Source organism: Mesorhizobium sp. P3_A8 (genome assembly GCF_056402995.1).
On record NZ_JBFUGI010000005.1, the window covers coordinates 25,596 to 43,801 of the forward strand.

At 63.9% G+C, this 18,206-nt stretch carries 19 protein-coding genes; 4 read left to right on the plus strand and 15 right to left on the minus strand.

Going from position 1 to position 18,206, the window contains the following annotated elements:
- Positions 1–41 precede the first annotated feature (41 nt).
- The 4 genes from AC1DX4_RS13240 to AC1DX4_RS13255 form a co-directional block, all read right to left on the minus strand.
- Positions 42–734 carry an HAD-IA family hydrolase gene (locus AC1DX4_RS13240; protein WP_477221085.1) on the minus strand — a complete coding sequence of 231 codons (693 nt, stop codon included), beginning with the start codon at positions 732–734 and terminating at the stop codon, positions 42–44.
- Between the two features lie 267 nt (positions 735–1,001).
- Positions 1,002–2,375, minus strand: a complete 1,374-nt coding sequence (locus AC1DX4_RS13245; RefSeq protein ID WP_477220723.1) for an aminotransferase class III-fold pyridoxal phosphate-dependent enzyme — start codon at positions 2,373–2,375, stop codon at positions 1,002–1,004.
- Positions 2,376–2,389: 14 nt separating this feature from the next.
- On the minus strand, positions 2,390–3,229 hold the full coding sequence (locus AC1DX4_RS13250; RefSeq protein WP_127327812.1) for a GNAT family N-acetyltransferase: 840 nt from the start codon (positions 3,227–3,229) through the stop codon (positions 2,390–2,392).
- A 181-nt stretch (positions 3,230–3,410) separates the two neighbouring features.
- Positions 3,411–3,551, minus strand: a complete 141-nt coding sequence (locus AC1DX4_RS13255) for a hypothetical protein (RefSeq protein WP_164762593.1) — start codon at positions 3,549–3,551, stop codon at positions 3,411–3,413.
- On the opposite strand from AC1DX4_RS13255, the gene AC1DX4_RS13260 reads away from it, so the two are divergent.
- Together AC1DX4_RS13260 and AC1DX4_RS13265 are read left to right on the plus strand one after the other, a co-directional pair.
- Positions 3,550–4,218 carry a haloacid dehalogenase type II gene (locus AC1DX4_RS13260; RefSeq protein ID WP_477220724.1) on the plus strand — a complete coding sequence of 223 codons (669 nt, stop codon included), beginning with the start codon at positions 3,550–3,552 and terminating at the stop codon, positions 4,216–4,218. The two genes, AC1DX4_RS13255 and AC1DX4_RS13260, sit on opposite strands and share 2 nt — an antisense overlap.
- A 16-nt stretch (positions 4,219–4,234) precedes the next feature.
- Positions 4,235–5,509: an NAD(P)/FAD-dependent oxidoreductase gene (locus AC1DX4_RS13265; RefSeq protein ID WP_477220725.1), complete on the plus strand. Its 1,275-nt coding sequence runs from the start codon at positions 4,235–4,237 to the stop codon at positions 5,507–5,509.
- A gap of 25 nt (positions 5,510–5,534) precedes the next feature.
- Here AC1DX4_RS13265 and AC1DX4_RS13270 read toward each other — a convergent pair whose 3' ends face one another.
- The 7 genes from AC1DX4_RS13270 to AC1DX4_RS13300 form a co-directional block, all read right to left on the minus strand.
- Positions 5,535–6,992, minus strand: coding sequence for an NAD-dependent succinate-semialdehyde dehydrogenase (locus AC1DX4_RS13270; protein WP_477220726.1), 1,458 nt, complete (start codon positions 6,990–6,992; stop codon positions 5,535–5,537).
- A 17-nt stretch (positions 6,993–7,009) separates the two neighbouring features.
- A complete protein-coding gene (locus AC1DX4_RS13275) occupies positions 7,010–8,053 on the minus strand; it encodes a tartrate dehydrogenase (protein ID WP_477220727.1) in 1,044 nt (347 codons plus the stop codon).
- Between the two features lie 10 nt (positions 8,054–8,063).
- Positions 8,064–9,527, minus strand: a complete 1,464-nt coding sequence (locus AC1DX4_RS13280) for an aldehyde dehydrogenase family protein (RefSeq protein ID WP_477220728.1) — start codon at positions 9,525–9,527, stop codon at positions 8,064–8,066.
- Between the two features lie 148 nt (positions 9,528–9,675).
- On the minus strand, positions 9,676–10,029 hold the full coding sequence (locus AC1DX4_RS13285; RefSeq protein WP_477221086.1) for a cupin domain-containing protein: 354 nt from the start codon (positions 10,027–10,029) through the stop codon (positions 9,676–9,678).
- A 23-nt stretch (positions 10,030–10,052) separates the two neighbouring features.
- Positions 10,053–10,976 carry a 2-hydroxyacid dehydrogenase gene (locus AC1DX4_RS13290; RefSeq protein WP_477220729.1) on the minus strand — a complete coding sequence of 308 codons (924 nt, stop codon included), beginning with the start codon at positions 10,974–10,976 and terminating at the stop codon, positions 10,053–10,055.
- A 12-nt stretch (positions 10,977–10,988) separates the two neighbouring features.
- The gene (argE, locus tag AC1DX4_RS13295; RefSeq protein WP_477220730.1) at positions 10,989–12,113 is read right to left on the minus strand and encodes an acetylornithine deacetylase; all 1,125 of its coding nucleotides are present in this window, start codon (positions 12,111–12,113) and stop codon (positions 10,989–10,991) included.
- An 8-nt stretch (positions 12,114–12,121) separates the two neighbouring features.
- Complete coding sequence (locus AC1DX4_RS13300) at positions 12,122–12,406, minus strand: hypothetical protein (protein ID WP_477221101.1); 285 nt, start codon at positions 12,404–12,406, stop codon at positions 12,122–12,124.
- On the opposite strand from AC1DX4_RS13300, the gene AC1DX4_RS13305 reads away from it, so the two are divergent.
- Positions 12,354–13,256: a GNAT family N-acetyltransferase gene (locus tag AC1DX4_RS13305; protein ID WP_477220731.1), complete on the plus strand. Its 903-nt coding sequence runs from the start codon at positions 12,354–12,356 to the stop codon at positions 13,254–13,256. The two genes, AC1DX4_RS13300 and AC1DX4_RS13305, sit on opposite strands and share 53 nt — an antisense overlap.
- Before the next feature lie 106 nt (positions 13,257–13,362).
- Entirely contained in the window at positions 13,363–13,767 is a 405-nt protein-coding gene (gene gloA2 / locus AC1DX4_RS13310) for an SMU1112c/YaeR family gloxylase I-like metalloprotein (protein ID WP_477220732.1), read from the plus strand.
- Positions 13,768–13,856: 89 nt separating this feature from the next.
- Here gloA2 and AC1DX4_RS13315 read toward each other — a convergent pair whose 3' ends face one another.
- Genes AC1DX4_RS13315 through AC1DX4_RS13330 form a run of 4 tightly spaced genes read right to left on the minus strand, consistent with a single transcriptional unit; the run spans position 13,857 to position 18,133 of the window.
- A complete protein-coding gene (locus tag AC1DX4_RS13315) occupies positions 13,857–14,486 on the minus strand; it encodes a flavodoxin (RefSeq protein WP_477220733.1) in 630 nt (209 codons plus the stop codon).
- A complete protein-coding gene (locus AC1DX4_RS13320) occupies positions 14,486–15,640 on the minus strand; it encodes an aldo/keto reductase (RefSeq protein WP_477220734.1) in 1,155 nt (384 codons plus the stop codon). Before AC1DX4_RS13320 ends, AC1DX4_RS13315 begins: the two co-directional genes overlap by 1 nt.
- A gap of 46 nt (positions 15,641–15,686) precedes the next feature.
- Positions 15,687–16,679, minus strand: a complete 993-nt coding sequence (locus tag AC1DX4_RS13325) for an aldo/keto reductase (RefSeq protein ID WP_477220735.1) — start codon at positions 16,677–16,679, stop codon at positions 15,687–15,689.
- Between the two features lie 17 nt (positions 16,680–16,696).
- Positions 16,697–18,133 carry an MFS transporter gene (locus AC1DX4_RS13330; RefSeq protein ID WP_477220736.1) on the minus strand — a complete coding sequence of 479 codons (1,437 nt, stop codon included), beginning with the start codon at positions 18,131–18,133 and terminating at the stop codon, positions 16,697–16,699.
- Between the last annotated feature and the right edge of the window lie 73 nt (positions 18,134–18,206).

The window sequence follows — 18,206 nt, forward strand, 5'->3', positions numbered from 1 at the left end:
TTCCGGGTTGCTCGTCTTCCTGCGGCTTTCCGGGCTTGGGCTCAGGTTCGTTGCTTCAGGCTTTCCCGCACGGCGGCGGCAAGGGCCGCCATTGACGTGAAGTGGTAGTCCGGCGTGGTGAAACGCTCGGGCTCGATCGTGCCGCCATAGCCCTTCTGGGCGTGCCGGCGCTCGATCCAGCAATTGGTCATGCCAAGCGCCCGGGATATGCCGATGTCGTGGTACTGGCTTTGCGCCACGTGCAGGATGTCGTCCTTGCTGTCGCCCCGGGAAGCCACGAAATCGAAGACCTTCTGGAAGAAGGCCGGGTCCGGTTTCTCCGTGCCTGTATCGTCGGCTGTAAATGTGGCGAAGAAGGGTGATCCGAGTTGCTTCTCGAAATGATCGAGCGCCCAGCGCCGGGCATTGGTCATGGCAATCAGCCTGTGCGACTTCGCAAGGTCCGCCAATGCCGCCGCGCTGTCGGGGAAGCCTTGCCAGAGGCTGGCGGAATCCCGCAGGCGGACGCCGTATCTCTCCTCGGGCGGCAGGCCGAGCCGCGGCGCGATGACTGTGTAGACACGCACGAGATCGTCGGGAAACAGGCTTGCATCGGGCATGTAGCGGGCCTGCCGGTAAAGGCTCAGCGCTTCCTCGCCATCGAGCGAAACGCCGGCCTCGGCGGCAATCCCGGCCAGGCAAGTCGTGATGCCGCCTTCGAAGTCGATCAGCGTGCCGACGACATCGAAGGTCATGTATTTGAATTCGCTAAAGCCCCTGGCCAAGACTGGGTCTCCTCTGCGCGCGGCCGAATTGCATGTGTTGAACAGAACAAAATTCCGTGCTGTCCGGGGCGTAGGCCTTTTTCGAAGGCCCGGATATCCGGGCTTTCTGGCCTTGTCGTATCAACAGTCTGGCACTTCCCCCGCGCTGGATTCGCCGAAAAGGCGTGAGGGGGCGGCACAAAATTGCGAAATCGTCTGCCCCGGCGATATTTCGAGACACGACATATTTCGCCGCCGTCATGCCAGAGCCTGGCGGACATCGGGATCGGCCAGCGTCTGGTCGAGCGTCCGGCGCGTGCGTTCGATGATCGCGTCGATGTCGCTGTCGGTGCAGCAGAGCGGCGGTGCGTAGCCGATAACCCCGGTGGCAAAGGCACGGATGATCAGGCCATTGTCCCACGCCCTGTCGAAGACGCGCCGCGCCGGCATGGCCGACGCCGGAAGCGGCGCCTTCTTCTGTTTGTCGACCACCAGTTCGACGGCGGCAAGCATGCCGCGGCCGCGCACGTCGCCGACGAGCGGGTGGTCCCTCAGGCCCTCCAGGCCAGCCATCAGGCGGGCGCCGGCCTTGATGCCGTTCTCGAGAAGGCCGTCTTCGTAGAGCTTCAAAACTTCGAGCGCGACGGCGGCGCTGACGGGATGGGCGGAATAGGTGTAGCCGTGGCCGACGGCCGAGGCGCCTGCGCCATCGGCGATGACGTCGTAGACATGATCGGCCATGAACACGGCGCCCATGGGAACATAGCCCGAGGTCAGCCCCTTCGCGGTCGTCATGAAATCGGGAACGATGTCCTCATCGGTGCAGGCGAACAAAGGGCCCGTGCGGCCGAAGCCGGTGATGACCTCGTCGGCGATGAACAGGATGCCGTGCTCCCGGCAGAGCTCGCGCATAGCCTTGATCCAGCCTTTCGGTGGCACGATGACGCCGCCCGAGCCCTGGATCGGCTCGGCATAGAAGGCAGCGACCCGCTCCGGTCCGATCTCCTCGATCTTGGCCTTCAGCGCGGCGCGCGATGCGGCGATGATCGCGTTGCCGTCCTCGCCCACCGGGTTGCGATAGGGATAGGGGGAGGGGATCTTGTGCTGCCATTCGAAGGGAATGCCAAAGCCTGCGTGAAAGGCGGGCAGGGCGGTCAGGCCCGCGCCGACCACCGACGACCCGTGATAGCCCTGCTCGATGGAAATGAACTGGTCGCGCTTTGGCTCGCCCCTGGCATTCCAGTAATAGCGGACGAAACGGATCGTGCTGTCGACCGCGTCCGACCCGCCAAGCGTGAAGAAGACATGATTGAGATCTCCGGGCGCGCGCTCAGCCAGTTCCGAGGCGAGGCGGATGGCCGGCTCAGAGCCGAGGTCGAAATAGGCGGTGGCGTAGGGAAGCTCGCGCATCTGCCGGGCCGCCGCCTCGACGATGCTGTCATGGCCGTAGCCGGCGTTGACGCACCACAACCCCGCGAAGCCGTCAAGAAGTTGCCGGCCGGACGCATCGGTCACGGTCGCCCCCTTCGCCGATTTCAAGACGCGCACGCCTTGCGCCTCATGACCACGGTATGAAGAGACCGGGTGGATGAGATGGGCGCGATCGAGTTCGATCAGGGAATTGGCGAGCATTGTTGTCCTCCGGACTAGCCCAGCGCCTGGTTGGCGAGGGCGTAAACTTTCGGTCTGGCCTGTTCCATGTTCGTCTTGGGTGGACGGTCCATGGCCACGCCGCCGCCGACATGGGCGAGGCCGATTTCCTCGAGCCAGCCGGCGATGCCGGTCCCGCTGCCGGTATCGACGCGCAGGAAGGCTCCGGGACGCGGCGCGGCGAAGAAGCCGATCAGGGCCTTAGCCTCGTCGGTGCTTCCCGCGATGACCGGACCGATCACCTCGCCGCGTCCGAACGGGCGGATCGCGGCATAGGCCTCGATGGCGCCGTTACGGCGGATGACCGCGAATTGGCCGCGCTCCGCCAGCGCATCGATCAGAGCTTCACGGTCGGCGCCGTAGGCATCGCGGTCCAGCGCCTTGATCTCCGCGAGGTCGGCGGTGCCCGCGGCTTCCACGCCGCCGGGCGCACCAAGCTCGGCAACGCTGCCCTGATGTTGCCGGATCGTACCGGACGGCACGAAGCCGAGTTTTTCATAGAGCGGCATGCCGTCCGCTGTCGCGACGAGCCGCAGCGGACGGTCGCCGGCAAGTGCGAAGGCCTGATCCATCAGCCGGCGCCCAAGCCCCTTGCCCCGCACATTCCTGTCGACGATCACCATGTTGATCATGGCGCAATCCATGCCATAGGGCGTCACCAGGATGGTTCCGGTGACACGGCCCTGATCGTCGAGCGCGACCGCACCGTTCGAGAGCTGCAGCGCCATCTGCCAGTCCTGCGGCCGATGCGGCCAATTCTCCTGGCGAGAAAGCACCACCGCTCCCTCAATATGGTCCGGCCCGAAGGCCTGGAGTTCGATCTCGCCCTGCTGCATGAGGCATCCTTCCGTCTAGTGCCCAAGTCTCGGCCATCGGCGCGCCGCAGATCATCTGAAGGCATTGGCCTCGGCGGTATCTTTCGCCGTAGCGCAAGCGGTGCGCCGCATCTTGTGCTGGCATCGTCCGCGGCGGATGCGTTTCACGCCGATCGCGGCGCCGCGATCGGCACGCCAGATGCTACAGCGTGCCAAACCGGATGGCGGATACGGAACTTTCTGCTTTCGGGAGGGCGATTTCGGTCAGGTGGGTCGCCACCTGCCGTCCTATGATGAAATACATCCCAGCGCGGATGTGCTTCCACCGGAGATCGACGGACATGGCTTCCTTCAGGCCCAAATACATCACCTTCGACTGCTACGGCACGTTGACCTTTTTCCAGATGGCGGAAGCGGCGCGCGACCTCTACGGCAGCCGGCTCGACGAGCCGCGCATGCAGGAATTCATCAAGAACTTCGCGGCGTATCGGCTCGACGAGATCATGGGCGACTGGAAGCCCTATGCCGACGTCGTCCACAATGCGCTCGAGCGCACCTGCAAGCGTAACGGCGTCGCCTTCAGCGCCGACGATGCCCGAATGGTCTACGAGCGCGTCCCGACCTGGGGGCCGCACGCCGACGTTCCGGCCGGGCTGGCGAAGGTCGCCAAGGAAATTCCGCTGGTCATCCTGTCCAACGCCATGAACGCGCAGATCATGTCCAATGTTGAAAAGCTCGGCGCGCCGTTTCATGCCGTCTACACCGCCGAGCAGGCGCAGGCCTACAAGCCCCGCTTCAAGGCCTTCGAATACATGTTCGACAGGCTGGGCTGCGGCCCGGAAGATATTCTTCACTGCTCGTCTTCGTTCCGCTACGACCTGATGTCGGCACACGATCTCGGCATCAAGAACAAGGTCTGGGTCAATCGCGGCCATGAACCGGCCAACCCGTACTACGGCTATGTCGAGATATCAGACATTTCCGGTCTTCCAGGCGTCGTTGGGCTCTGAAACAGGCGGATTGCCGATGAAGTTCGTCTCCTACTGGCACGACACGGCCCCTGTCTTTTCCGGCGGGGCGCAAGGCCCGGTCGAGGGGCACTACGATGCCGCCATCATCGGCGGCGGCTTCACCGGTCTCGCCGCCGCACGCCAATTGGCGAAGGCCGGAGCCAAGGTGGCCGTGCTGGAGGCGGAACGTGTGGGTTGGGGCGCATCTGGACGTAATGGCGGACACCTAAACAATGGCCTCGCCCACGGCTATCTCTCCGCCAAGGCGGAGCTCGGCAAGGAACGCGCCATCGCGCTCTACCGGGCGCTCGACGACTCCGTCGACACCATCGAGGCGCTGGTCGCGGAGGAAGGCATCGACTGCAATTTCCGCCGCGCCGGCAAGCTGAAGCTCGCCTCCAAGCCGCAGCATTTTGATGCGATCGCCCGCAACTTCGAAGCCCTCCATGCCGAAGTGGATCCCGATACGGCGCTGCTGTCGGCGGCGGATCTCAAGTCCGAGATCGGCTCGCCATTCCACGGCGCGATGCTGTCGAAGAAGAGCGCCATGATGCATATGGGCCGCTATGTGGCGGGTCTCGCCACTTCAGCCGCCCGCTATGGAGCCGTGATCCACGAGAACGCGGCGGTTACCAACCACACGCAGGCCGGCGGCAGGCATGAGCTGACCACCTCGCGTGGCCGGATCAGCGCCGACAATGTGCTGGTGGCGACCGGCGCCTACACGACGCCTGACTTCGGCTACTTCCGCCGCAGGATCATCTCCGTCGGCAGCTTCATCATCGCCACGCGGCCGTTGAGTGACGCCGAGATCACTGCCACCATGCCGGGCAACCGAACCTGCGTGACCTCGATGAACATCGGCAACTACTTCCGGCTGTCGCCAGACAGGCGCCTGATCTTCGGCGGCCGCGCACGCTTTTCGGCGACATCCGACCAGCGCTCCGACGCCAGGAGCGGAGAGATATTGCAGGCAGGCCTCGCGGCCATCTTTCCGCAACTCGCCAAGGTCGAGATCGACTATTGCTGGGGCGGGCTGGTCGATATGACCAAGGATCGCTTCCCGCGCGCCGGTTACCATGACGGTGTCTGGTTCGCGATGGGCTATTCCGGCCACGGCGCGCAGCTCTCCACCCAACTCGGCATCATCCTCGCCGATGCCATGCTCGGCCGCGAAGATCGCAATCCGATGAAGGGGCTCGAATGGCCGTCCATTCCCGGATACTCCGGCAAACCCTGGTTCCTGCCGATGGTCGGCCTCTACTACAAGGCGCTCGACCGTATTCAGTGATCGCCGATCCGGCCCGATCGGGGCTTCAGCCCAGCCCGCCGATGTGGAAGCTCTTCATCTCTAGATACTCCTCGATGCCGGCCTGCGCGCCCTCGCGGCCGAGGCCGGACAGCTTGACGCCGCCGAAGGGGGCGACCTCAATCGAGACCGAGCCGGTGTTCAAGCCCACCATGCCGAACTCCAGCGCCTCACCGACGCGCCAGGCGCGTTTCAAATTCTCGGTGTAGAAGTAGGAGGCAAGCCCGTACGGCGTGCCATTGGCCAGCGCGATCGCTTCCTCTTCCGTCTCGAAACGGAAAAGTGGTGCGACCGGGCCGAAGGTTTCCTCTCCGGCAAGCTGCATCTCTTTCGTGGCGCCAGTCAGCACCAGCGGCGCGACATACTGAGGGCCGTCCGGCAGAGCCGGCTTCTCGGTGATGATCGCAGCACCCTTGGCGAGCGCGTCCTCGACGTGGCGGTTGATCTTCTCGACCGCTGCCATGTTGATCATCGGCCCGATGGCGACGCCGGGCTGCGTGCCCGGCCCCACCGTCATGGCGTTGACGCGTGCGCTAAGCTTGGCGGCGAAGGTTTCGTAGACACCGGCCTGGACGAGGATGCGGTTGGCGCAGACGCAGGTTTGGCCGCCATTGCGGAACTTAGAGACCAGCGCACCCTCGATCGCGAGATCGAGATCGGCGTCGTCGAAGACGATGAAGGGCGCGTTGCCGCCGAGTTCGAGGCTGAGCCGCTTCACGCTGTCGGCCGCCCCGCGCATCAGCAGCGAACCGACCCGCGTCGAGCCGGTGAAGGAGATTTTGCGGACGGCCTCGTTCGCCATGATCTCGTTGCCGATCTCCGTGGGCATGCCGGTGACGATGTTAATGACGCCGGCGGGGATGCCGGCGCGCTCGGCAAGCACGCCGAGCGCCAGCGCCGAATAGGGGGTGAACTCGGACGGCTTGATCACCACGGTGCAGCCGGCGGCCAATGCCGGCGCGACCTTGCGGGTGATCATCGCATTGGGGAAATTCCACGGCGTGATGATGCCGCACACGCCTACCGGTTCCTTCAGCACGATGATGCGGCGGTCGGAGGTGGGCGAGGGGATGGTGTGGCCATTGATGCGGCGCGCTTCCTCGGCGAACCATTTGACGAAGGATGCGCCGTAGCGGATCTCGCCTTTGGCCTCGTCCAGCGGCTTGCCCTGCTCGGTCGTCAGGATCAGCGCCAGATCATCCAGATGCGCCAACATCAGGCTGTGCCAGGCTTCCAGCAGGGCGGCGCGTTCGGCGTTGGTCTTCTTCTTCCAGCCCCCATAGGCGGAAGCCGCCGCCTCTATGGCCGCACGGGTCTCCGGACCGGCCATGTCGGGCACCGTGCCGATCGCCGCCTGGGTTGCCGGATCGATGACGTCGACCGTCCTGCCGGAGCCGGCAGCGACCCATTTGCCGCCGATCAGGCCGGCTTGGCGGAGGAGGCTTTTGTCTCTGAGGTTTTTCATCGAAAACGACCTTGCAATCAGGTGAGTGCCGCGACGACAGCGGCGGTGATGGCCTCCGTCCGGTCCTTGCCGGGAATGGTGCCTATGCCTCTGGCGGTTGCGGCCTCGACCGCCTGCATAACGCGGTCGGCCGCGGCCTTTTCGCCGAGATGATCGAGCATCATGGCGCCGGACCAGATGGCGGCGATCGGATTGGCGATGCCGAGATGGGCGATGTCGGGCGCGGAGCCGTGCACCGGCTCGAACATGGATGGCGCCGAGCGGCCGGGATTGATGTTGGCCGAGGCGGCGTAGCCGAGCCCGCCCTGAATCGCCGCGCCGATGTCGGTGAGGATGTCGCCGAACAGGTTGGAGGCGACGACCACGTCGAGGCTCTCCGGCGCCATGATCATGCGCGCGGCGAGCGCATCGACATGATAGCTGGTCACGGCGACGTCAGAGTACTCCGCGGCCAGCTTTCGCGTGATCTCGTCCCAGAACACCATCGAGTATTTCTGTGCGTTGGATTTGGTGACGGAGGCGAGCTTGCCGCGCCGTGTCCGCGCCTGCTCGAAGCCGAAACGCAAGATGCGCTCGACGCCGGCGCGGGTGAAGATCGAGGTCTCCACCGCGACCTCGTCCAGCGTGCCTTGATGCACGCGCCCGCCGGCGCCGGAATATTCGCCTTCGGTGTTTTCGCGGATGCACAATATGTCGAAATTTTCCGCCCGCAGCGGGCCGGTCACGCCCGGCAGCAGGCGGTGAGGCCGGATGTTGGCATATTGCACGAACGCCTTGCGGATCGGCAGCAGCAGCCCATGCAGCGAAACGGAATCCGGCACCTCCGCCGGCCAGCCGACGGCGCCGAGAAGGATGGCGTCAAAGCCGCGCAAGGTCTCGATGCCGTCTTCAGGCATCATGCGGCCTGTCTCCTTGTAGAATTTGCAGGACCACGGGAACTCGGTTCCGGTCAAGGCAAAGCCCGCGTGGCTGGCCGCGGTCTCGAGCACCGACCAGGCGGCGGTGGTCACATCGCGGCCGATGCCGTCACCGGGGATCAGGGCGATCGAATAGGACTTCATCGGCATCTCTCTAGAGGCTGATCAGGACACTCTTGGTCCTGCGGTTGGCGAGATAGGCCTCGCGGCCGAGATCCTTGCCGATGCCGGAGCGCTTGTAGCCGCCGGTTGGCAGGATATGGTCGCGCGAGCGGCTGTAGCGGTTGACCCAGACGGTGCCGGCTTCGAGCTTGCGTGCGAAGCGGATGGTACGGGACAGGTCGGCGGTGAACAGGCCGGAAGCCAGTCCGTAGGTTGGATGGCTGGACAGCGCCAGCGCCTCTTCCTCGGTCTCGAAGGTCTGGATGGTCAGGACCGGGCCGAAGATTTCCTCGACGATCGCCGGATTGGCCTGGTCGACATCTGCGATCAGCGTGGGCTGGTAGAAATAGCCGGGGCTGTCAATGACGCTGCCACCGGTCAGGCATTCGCCGCCGGCCGCGATCGCGGCCCGGACGATGCTGTCGACACGCGCCCGCTGCCGCTCCGAGATAACAGGCGAATACTGCGTCGCCTCGTCCCAGGTCGGGCCGGGCCGCACCACGTGCATCCTCTCCAGTATGGCAGCCGTGAGCCTGTCGGCTACGCTGTTCTCGACGATCAGGCGCGTGCCGGCCACGCAGGCCTGGCCGGCATTGAAGGTGACGCTGCCGGCGATGGCCGTCGCCGCCTTGTCCAGATCGGCATCGGCAAAGACGATCTGCGGGCTCTTGCCGCCAAGTTCCAGCGTCATCGGCTTGACGCCGGTGCGGGCGACGTTCTCCATGATCGCCGATCCGGCGCGGGTCGAGCCGGTGAAGCTGACCTTGGCGATCTCGGCATGGCCGGTCAGCGCCGTGCCGGTCGTCGGACCGTCTCCCAGCACCACGTTTATGAGTCCTGCCGGCAGGCCAGCTTTTACGGCGAGTTGCGCCATATAGACTGCCGAAAAGGGCGTCATTTCGGACGGCTTCAGCACCACCGCATTGCCCGCGGCCAATGCCGGGCCAAGCTTCCATCCGGCCATCGAGACGGGAAAATTCCAGGGCGTGATCGCGCCGACCACGCCATAAGGCTCGCTCATGATCATGCCGAGAGTGGCGTCGTCGGTCGGCACGAGCTCGCTGCCTTCCTTGTCGGCGAATTCGGCAAAGAAGCGGATCTGCTCGGCGGTGATGGCGATGTCGCCGGCAACGAGCTGGCCGACGGGCCGGGTCGAGCACAGCGCCTCGATCCTGGCCAGCGTTTCGGCCTCCGCCTCGATCAGGTCGGCCCAGGCCTGGAGCGCCTTCGTTCGTTCGCGCGGCCGAACACCACCCCAGTTGCTGGACTTCAGCGCCGCCTTGGCGCTTTCCACGGCACGGTCGACCATATCGGCGCCGGCCACCGGGCAGGTGGCGTATGGCTCGCCGTCCGACGGTCGGTGCATCTCGATCGCACCCTCGGCCGCGATCAGCTCGCCGCCGATGAAATGGCCGACGGGGAGGGAGACAGTATCCGGGTCGAAGCTCAAGCCCATGGCACCCACTCTGGAGTATTCTGCCGGAGCCTAACGCGGGCTCTGGCGCAGCATGCACCGTTCGGCGATCGGTCGCGGATGATTGTTGTGTGCCGGCGATGACAGACGGCAAAATCTGTTGCGGAGGCCTGCGCCTCGCACGCTCCCGTCACCCCACGGTTACGTAGATCTTGCGTACCGTTTCGATGGTCTTCCAAACACCGGTGAAGCCAGGTTTCATCACGAAGCTGTCGCCGGCGCGGTAGGTCACAGGTCTGCCGCCGTCGGGCGTGATTTCGATCACGCCGGAGAGGATGTGGCAGAACTCGAAAGTCTCGCCCTTGATCGAGCGCGTTTCGCCAGGCGTCGCCTCCCAGACGCCGGTATGGACGAGGTCGTCCTTGGCGACATCCTGCGCCCAGGTCTTGAAGGCGGGGTTGCCGGAAATCAGCCGTTCGGGCAGCGCCCCGGATTCGCGCGGTGGGAAGGCAGGGCTGGTATCGACGGTCTTGAGCAGGGACAAGGGATGGCCTTTCATGTTGAGTTTCAATAGCCGCGCGACCGGTCGACGAGCCCGATGGGATCAAGGCCGGCGCGGTAACGCCTGATGTTTTCGACAACGGCCTGTGCGGCGCTGGCGGGCTGGGTGACGCTGGCGACATGCGGGGTCAAAATGACCTTTTGATGCGACCAGAACGGATGGCCGGCCGGCAGTGGTTCGGGATCGGTGACGTCGATCATCGCCGCCGAAAGTTGGTCGCTGTCGAGCGCGGCGACAAGGGCTTCCTGGTCAAGCTGCGGCCCCCGGCCGGTGTGAACGAGCGCCGCGCCCTTGGGCAGTTTTGCAAACAGCTCGGCGTCGAGGAAACCGCGCGTCTCCTCGGTCAGCGGCAGCAGGCAGATCAAAATGTCGCTGGCCGCGAGCATCTCGTTCAGCCCGGGCTCGCCATGATGACAGGTCACGCCCTCGATCAGCCGCGGCGAGCGGCTCCATCCGGCAAGCGGGAAGCCGAAGGGCTTCAGGCGGTCGAGGACCGCTTGGCCAAGCTGCCCCAGGCCGAGCACGCCGACCCGGCGCGACCGGGCCTGCGGCTGCGCGATATCTGCCCATTCGCCGGCGCGCTGCTGCGCCAGATATCCAGGCAGGTTGCGGTGGAGCGCGAGCACGGCAAGCGTCACATATTCCTGCATCATGCGCACGATGCCGTCCTCGATCATGCGCACGATCTTCACGTTCGCAGGCACCGTATCGAGGCGAAACTGGTCGACGCCGGCGCCGATGGAAAACAGGATTTCCAGGTTCCTGTAGCGGCCGAGATTATCCGGCACGGTCCAGCTGATCAGGTAACGCACGGTGTCGGGATCGGCCGTTGCGGCATCCATCGTGAAGGGGACGTCCGGCAGCTCTCTCGCGAAGGCATCGGCGAAGACCGCCCCGCGGCGCGCATCGGAGTTGAACAGAAATGTCATTCCGGTTCCTCGTCAAGCCGCGCAGCGGGCGCCCAAGGCCTCGATCAATCGCTGGCAGGCCGTGAGCTCGCTGGCAAGGATGTACTCGTCCGGCTTGTGGGCGCGGTCGATGTCGCCAGGGCCGCAGATGATCGCATCGAGCCCGGCGGCCTGGTAAAGCCCGGCCTCCGTACCGTAGCTGACGGCGGCAAGCGGCACCTCGCCGGTCAAGGCATGCAGCAGTCCCGCTAGCGGTGCGTCTGGCGGCAGCGACATCGCCGGATAGGCGCTTATCGGTGTCCACTCGATGCGAAAGCCATCGGCCGCGAGAGCCTCGGCCCGCGCCTTGACCGGCGCCAGCAGGCTGGCCGGGTCGACGCCGGGTATGGCGCGCGCCTCCAGGTCCAGCGTGCAGGTGTCGGGGATGATGTTGACCTGATGTCCGCCGGCCACGACGCCCGCTTGCAGCGAGGAGTAGGGCGGCTCGAAGGCGGCGTCGAACGGACCGTGCGTCAGCCGTTCGGCCTCGTTCACTGCCGCGCTCAGCGCCGCGACCATGGCATGGATGGCGTTGAGCCCGAGATCGGGCCTCGAGGAATGGCCGGAGCGCCCGTTGATGATCACGCGGGCGGCTGCCTTGCCCTTGTGGCCGCGCACGGCGCGCAGGCCGCTCGGCTCGCCGACGATCACGCCGAGCGGCTTGGCGCAAAGCTCGGGAAGGCGGGCGATCAAATGCGGCACGCCGCGGCATCCCACCTCCTCGTCATAGGAGAAGGCGAGGTGGATTGGCCTGGCAAGGTGCAGTCCCGCCAGTGTGGGCACGGCCGCGAGCGCCGCGGCCAGAAACCCTTTCATGTCCGTGGTGCCACGTCCGTAGAGCCGTTCGCCCTCCCGGCGAAGCGCGAAAGGGTTCGAACTCCATTGCGGCTCGCTGGCGGGAACAACGTCCATGTGGCCGGACAGAATGTATCCAGGGACGTCGGCGGGGCCGATCGTCGCGAAAAGATTGGAACGATCGCCTTCCGGCCCTGGAACCACGGTGACCTGGGTTCCGAGTTCCGCGAGATAGGTCGCGATCCAGCCGGCGATATCGCCGTTCGGCCTGCCGGCGACCGATGGAAAGGCGACGAGACGATCGAGGATGTCGAAGACGTCCATTCCAGCCCTCAAAGCGTTTCGGGTTCGCCGGAATCGGTGCCGTCGACCATAAGCTGCCAAATTTCCAAAGAGGATGTGCGCGTTCTTTCGCGATTGCGTGCCGAAAGCTGAAATGTTTCAGTTGAATCTTGCGTTGCTGCGCGGCTTTCGAGCAAATCGTATCGGTCTGCTCGTTTAGCGTTGGCGAGCAGAGGGTGGCCATCAGTGGGTGGCGCTCTGGTGCGGAAATCTTGCAGGGGCATGGAATTGAAGCCGTCCGGAAGCTTGAAAATCGATACCTTCTCGATGCGCATTGGCGACATCGAAGACGTCGAACTGGACCGTTTGCACGCGCTCTCGCTCTCCGTGGGATGGCCGCATCGCGCCGAGGATTGGCAATTCGTGCGTGAATCGGGGCAGGGGTTGGTGGCGCTCGATGAGATTGGCCGGGTTCTCGGCTCGGCCATGTGGTTCACGCATGGTGCCGATTTCGCCACCGTGGGCATGGTCATCACCTCACCGCGACTCCAGACGTTGGGGGCGGGGCAATGGTTGATGAAGCGGGTCTTCGACAAGGTCGTCGGCCGCGACTTGCGCCTCAACGCAACGCGCGCGGCAAGGCGGCTCTATCTCTCGCTCGACTTCCAGCCGGAGAAGACCGTTTATCAATGCCAGGGCATCGTCCGTGCGCAGACGACAGTTGGGCAGGAAAATACCCGCGGCGAAGTCCGGAGTTTGGTCGAAAATGATTTTCCCGCCGTGATCGCGCTCGACGCGGCAGGGTTTGGCGTGAGGCGGGCGGCGCTCATCGAGAAGCTTTTCGCACACTCGGCCGGCTATGGTCTTTTCAAGGGCGATAAGCTGAACGCATTCGCGCTCTGCCGGCCGTTCGGGCGGGGCCATGTCGTGGGGCCGGTCGTGGCGCAAAGCGATGCCGACGCCGTGGCGGTCGTCCAGCCGCACGTGGCCGACCATTCCGGGTCTTTCCTGCGCATCGACACCCACATGGACAATGGCGAGTTCGCCGCCTTTCTGTCGCATAGCGGAATGCCGGTTTTCGACACGGTGCTCACCATGTCGCTGGGCAAACGCCTCGCCGATTTTGCCGTCGGCGGTGCAATTGCACCGATGACTTACGCTCTCGCCAGTCAGACTCTCGGGTAGTTGATTCCAGGATACAGGCCAGTGCGGCAGATCATGTCGGTGGCAGAAGCCAACTCAAAAATTGGCGACCTTGGCCTCGGATTCCAGCTTGGCTAGAGTTGGCACCATGTTGAATGCCATTCACCACGTCGCACTCATCTGCACCGACTACGAGCGGTCGCGACGGTTCTACGTCGAACTTCTCGGCCTCGATCTGATCCGTGAGGTCTATCGGGAGGAGCGGCAGTCATGGAAGGCGGATTTGCGGATCGGATCCATCCAACTGGAATTGTTCTCCTTCCCCGCACCCGGGATGCGGCCCTCCCATCCAGAGGCGACAGGCTTGAGACATCTGGCATTTGCCGTGGCGGATCTTGATCCGGTAATAGCGCGGCTGGAAGCCGCCGGCGTTGCCGTTGAGCCAATCCGGATCGACCCATATACGGATCAACGGTTTACATTTTTCAGAGACCCGGATGAATTGCCGCTGGAACTGTACGAAGTCCCTACAAGGAACGGGTCGCTTTCGTGACGACGTCATCGACGCTGGAATGGCGGTGACGCGGCCATCCGTTCGCGACACATATCGAAAAGCCGTAAGGCGAGCCGTTTTCTCGCCGTCTACCTTTTTTCCGGAGCCAAGTCCGACTTAGTCAGCCAGTCGCGCACCTGCTCGGTGGTCCGCCGCTCCTGAAGGCCCTCCATGACGAACCCTGGGGCAAAACTTGCCTGTGGCGCGGCCCTTGCTATGGTTTCGCGGCTGTTCCCAAGGCCGTAGCCTCCGTGCAGATTGAACGGAATTATGGTCTTCCCGGAGAAGTCCTGGTTGGCCAGGAATGAACGAACAATCGGTGGCGCCGAAGCACCCCAAATTGGAAAACCGAGGAACACGGTTTTATAAGAACTGAGATTACTGACGCTCGCTTTGAGTGGCGGCAGGAAATCTCTCTCGCGTTCGTGCGTTGCCTGGTCAACCGTAGCGAAATAGTCGGCTGGATAGGGCGTAGCCGGCTCTATCTCGAACAGGTCGCCGTCGAGGTCACGGCTGAGAAGGGCGGCTATGGTGCGTGTGTTGCCGCTGCGCGTAAAATAGGCGACCAGCGGCTTGCCGCCTGCGCCAGATTCGGCGCTAGCCGATGCAGCGGACATGGCGCTGACGGCGGCCAGCGGAAAAAGCAGCGAAGACACAAGCATCTCTCGTCGAGTGGGTTTTGCGGTGTTGGGCATCATTGTGCTCGGCTTGGTACGCATCACGATCTCGGCGCCGCTTCCACGCCCGAATAGGCCAAGACTGCATCGGGCAGCCGCTGACCGTGCACCTCGATTGCCGCAACCGCCGCATTCAGCTCCGCAACCTCTGACGGCGAAAATTCAATCGAGGCTGCTCCTATGTTCTCGAGCATGTGGGCCATCTGGGTCGTGCCGGGAATAGGAACTATCCAAGGCGTCTGCGCCATCAGCCATGCAAGGGCGATCTGGCCGGGCGTTGCGTTCTTGCGCTTGGCCCAGTCTCTAACGAGAGCAACAAGCGCAAGATTGTTCGGCAAATTGTCCGGCGAAAAACGGGTCTCAATGGCGCGGATGTCGCCGGGGGCAAAACGCGTAGCCTGGTCAATCGCCCCGGTCAGGAAACCAACGCCTAGCGGGCTCCATGGCACGAAGCCGATGCCGAGTTCCTCGCAAGTCGCAAGGACCGATTCCTCCGGTCCGCGCCACAGCATCGAGTATTCGCTCTGCACCGCAGTCACGGGTCGTTCGGCATGGGCGCGCCGAAGCGTCTTGAGACCCATTTCGCTGAGGCCCCAATGGAGGACCTTGCCCTCTGCCATGAGATCTCCGACGGCGCCGGCAACGTCCTCGATCGGCACCTCCGGATCGACGCGGTGCTGGTAGAGCAGATCGATCCTGTCGGTGCGCAGCCGCTTGAGCATGCCCTCGACAGCGAGCTTGATGTGATCGGGCTTGCTGTTGAGCCCGGGGAGGCGTTTGCCGGTCTCCAGATCGATGTTCCAACCAAATTTCGAGGTGATTGCGACTTTGTCACGGAAACCCGCGATGCCCTCGCCCAGGATCCGCTCGACCTCATGGGGGCCATAGGCTTCGGCCGCGTCGAAAAAGGTTACGCCGTGATCAAAGGCGACCCGGATGATGTTGTGCATCTCGGTTCGTGTAGGGACCGTCATCTGATAGGTGCGGCTCATATTCTGGACGCCAAGCCCGACGGCCGAGACTTCAAGGGAGCCCAGTTTCCGGCGCTTTGACACGTCTGTCTGCGGCGCATTTGCGATGGTTGGCGAAGCTCCATTCGACTGAGCGCAGGCACCGCTTGCGAGCGGTGCGGCCGCCAGCACGCCTGCCGCTGCAAGCAGGCTGCGACGGCTTACTCGGGTGATTTCTGATCGCATTGCTTATTCCTTCCTTCGTGAGTTCATCCAACGCCAGCATGCGTTCTCAGAGCCCGGTCATTTTCAGGACCGCCTCCGGCAACCGCTCGCCTTGCACTTTGATTTTGGACAGACCGACGCGGATCTCGGAAAGGTCGGCCTCGGTCAGCTCGACATCGGCACCGCCGACGTTCTCTTCGACGCGTGAAAGCTTTTTCGTGCCGGGGATCGGCACGATCCACGGCTTCTGCGCGAGCAGCCAGGCGAGTGCGACCTGGGCGGGCGTGGCGCCTTTGCGCTCCGCAACGACCTTGACCACGTCGACCAGCGCCATATTGGCCTTGCGCGCTTCAGGTGAGAACCGGGGCACCGAATTGCGGAAGTCACCTGGCTCGAATTTCGTATTCTCGTCGATCTTCCCGGCGAGGAACCCGGCGCCAAGCGGGCTGAACGGCACGAAGCCGATCCCAAGCTCCTGCAGCACCGGCAGCAGCTCGGCCTCAGGATCGCGCCAGAACAGGGAGTATTCGCTCTGTACGGCCGTGAGAGGGTGTATGGCGTGGGCGCGGCGGATGGTGCCGACACCTGCTTCCGAGAGCCCATAGTGTCTCACCTTGCCGTCTGTGATGAGGTCTTTCACGGCGCCGGCGGCGTCTTCGATCGGCACGTTGGGGTCGACGCGGTGCTGGTAGAACAGGTCGATGTGGTCGGTGCGCAAGCGTTTGAGAGCGGCCTCGGCAACCGCCTTGATGTGCTCCGGCCGGCTGTTGGTCCCGCCGTTCCGCTTACCGGTCGCAAGGTCGATATCAAAGCCGAACTTGGTGGCGATGACGACCTTGTCTCGAATAGGCTGAAGAGCTTCGCCGACCAGTTCCTCGTTCGTGAAGGGCCCGTAGGCCTCGGCGGTGTCGAAAAGGGTGACGCCCAGATCGAAGGCGCCGCGAATGATCTCGATCGACTCTTGATGGCCACCCGTCTCACCGTATGTCGAGGCGAAGCTCATGCAACCAAGGCCCATGGCCGAGACTTCCAGGTCTTTTCCAAGTGTGCGCTTTTTCATGGGTTTTCTCCTTGTCGTTAGTCTGTCTGAGGCAACAGGCCGGAACCCGGCAGCGCGGCGCCGTTGCTCCTGCTGGCCGGCAGGATGAAAGCGGCCGCCAAGGCGATCGCGACGATGTTCATGACGGCCGCGCCCAGCATGGCGGCACTGATCTGGTGACCGATGGCCGTAGCTGCTGACGCTGCAGGCCTGGCTGCTGAAGCGAAGACCACGATCAAGACGCTGAGGCCGATCGAGCCGCCGAGCTGATGAGCAACGTTGACCACGCCCGAGGCAGCACCTTGGTCGCGAGGTTCGACGCCGTGGACGCCCGCAGCGGTTAACGGCGCCATGGCGGTGCCGTTCCCGATACCGATGAGGATCATCGGAAGCGCCAGTTGCCAATATGTTGCCGTGGCTCCGGCTTGAGCCAACCAGACCAAGCCGACCGCCATGGACGCCAGCGCAACGATGAGAAGCACGGGCCCACCCACGACGCGGGTAAGTCGTGGAATCGTCACCGCAGAGCCGAAGGTCAGAACAGTCATCGGCAGGAAGCCCAGCCCGGCCTGCAGTGCTGTGTAACCCAGCACCTGCTGCATGAACTGCGTGGTGAAGAAGAAGAACGACACCATCGAGCCGATATAGAGCATACGCCCGGCATAGGCGGCCGACCGCTCCCGGCTCGCGAAAAGACGCAGTGGCAGTACCGGAAAGGCGGCACGCCTTTCGAACCAGAGAAAGAAAGCCAGGACGACTGCGGCTGCACCAAGGGAAAGCAACGTGACAGGGGTTTGCCAGCCTTGAGCGGCCGAATTGACCAGACCGTAGACCAGCAGGCCCATGCCAAGCGTCGAGGCGACGGCGCCAATAATGTCGAAGCGGCCTTGCATGCGTTCGCCGTCTGGAATGATGCGGTTGATCGCGAAGAGGAGGCCGATGCCGATCGGAAGGTTGACCAGGAACCCAATTCGCCACGACAACAGGCCCGCAAAAACACCGCCCAGGACCATGCCAAGGCTTGCGCCGGCGCCGGCGACGACCGAGTACCACGACAGGGCACGCGTGCGTTCGCTGCCTTCGGCAAAGGTGGTAGAGATAACCGCCAGCACGCTCGGCGCCAGGATGGATGCCGCAAGCCCTTGTACGGCGCGTGCGGCGATCAGCTCGTACGACGACTGCGAGAAACCGATCACGAGGGAGGCCAGCGTGAACAGGATAACGCCCAGCCGCAGGGCCCGCTTCCGACCGAATGTGTCACCGAGACGAGCCGACAGAAGCAGAAAGCCGCCGAAAAACAGCAGATAAGCGTTTTGCACCCACGTCTGCATGATCGGGCTCATCGCCATGGTGCGACCGATTTCCGGCATGCCCGTGTAGACGATGCAAAGGTCCAGCAGAATCATCAGGTACACGGTCAGCACAGTGGCGAGAACCGTGTTGGGATGCGCTACTTGCCCAGATCGCAAAGTCATTGGCGTTGCTTTCGTTGCCGGCGGCACGTCCGCCCATCTCGTGACGGCAAACTAGGCCCGTTTCATTCATTCG

Coding starts and splice junctions, on each gene's coding strand:
- AC1DX4_RS13240 (WP_477221085.1), bottom strand. CDS start 734: ATGACCTTCGATGTCGTCGGCACGCTGATCGACTTCGAAGGCGGCATC.
- AC1DX4_RS13260 (WP_477220724.1), top strand. CDS start 3,550: ATGGCTTCCTTCAGGCCCAAATACATCACCTTCGACTGCTACGGCACG.
- AC1DX4_RS13245 (WP_477220723.1), bottom strand. CDS start 2,375: ATGCTCGCCAATTCCCTGATCGAACTCGATCGCGCCCATCTCATCCAC.
- AC1DX4_RS13280 (WP_477220728.1), bottom strand. CDS start 9,527: ATGGGCTTGAGCTTCGACCCGGATACTGTCTCCCTCCCCGTCGGCCAT.
- AC1DX4_RS13315 (WP_477220733.1), bottom strand. CDS start 14,486: ATGCGTACCAAGCCGAGCACAATGATGCCCAACACCGCAAAACCCACT.
- gloA2 (WP_477220732.1), top strand. CDS start 13,363: ATGTTGAATGCCATTCACCACGTCGCACTCATCTGCACCGACTACGAG.
- AC1DX4_RS13250 (WP_127327812.1), bottom strand. CDS start 3,229: ATGCAGCAGGGCGAGATCGAACTCCAGGCCTTCGGGCCGGACCATATT.
- AC1DX4_RS13300 (WP_477221101.1), bottom strand. CDS start 12,406: ATGCGCATCGAGAAGGTATCGATTTTCAAGCTTCCGGACGGCTTCAAT.
- AC1DX4_RS13265 (WP_477220725.1), top strand. CDS start 4,235: ATGAAGTTCGTCTCCTACTGGCACGACACGGCCCCTGTCTTTTCCGGC.
- AC1DX4_RS13275 (WP_477220727.1), bottom strand. CDS start 8,053: ATGAAGTCCTATTCGATCGCCCTGATCCCCGGTGACGGCATCGGCCGC.
- AC1DX4_RS13325 (WP_477220735.1), bottom strand. CDS start 16,679: ATGAAAAAGCGCACACTTGGAAAAGACCTGGAAGTCTCGGCCATGGGC.
- argE (WP_477220730.1), bottom strand. CDS start 12,113: ATGGACGTCTTCGACATCCTCGATCGTCTCGTCGCCTTTCCATCGGTC.
- AC1DX4_RS13320 (WP_477220734.1), bottom strand. CDS start 15,640: ATGCGATCAGAAATCACCCGAGTAAGCCGTCGCAGCCTGCTTGCAGCG.
- AC1DX4_RS13305 (WP_477220731.1), top strand. CDS start 12,354: ATGGAATTGAAGCCGTCCGGAAGCTTGAAAATCGATACCTTCTCGATG.
- AC1DX4_RS13255 (WP_164762593.1), bottom strand. CDS start 3,551: ATGTCCGTCGATCTCCGGTGGAAGCACATCCGCGCTGGGATGTATTTC.
- AC1DX4_RS13290 (WP_477220729.1), bottom strand. CDS start 10,976: ATGACATTTCTGTTCAACTCCGATGCGCGCCGCGGGGCGGTCTTCGCC.
- AC1DX4_RS13330 (WP_477220736.1), bottom strand. CDS start 18,133: ATGACTTTGCGATCTGGGCAAGTAGCGCATCCCAACACGGTTCTCGCC.
- AC1DX4_RS13270 (WP_477220726.1), bottom strand. CDS start 6,992: ATGAAAAACCTCAGAGACAAAAGCCTCCTCCGCCAAGCCGGCCTGATC.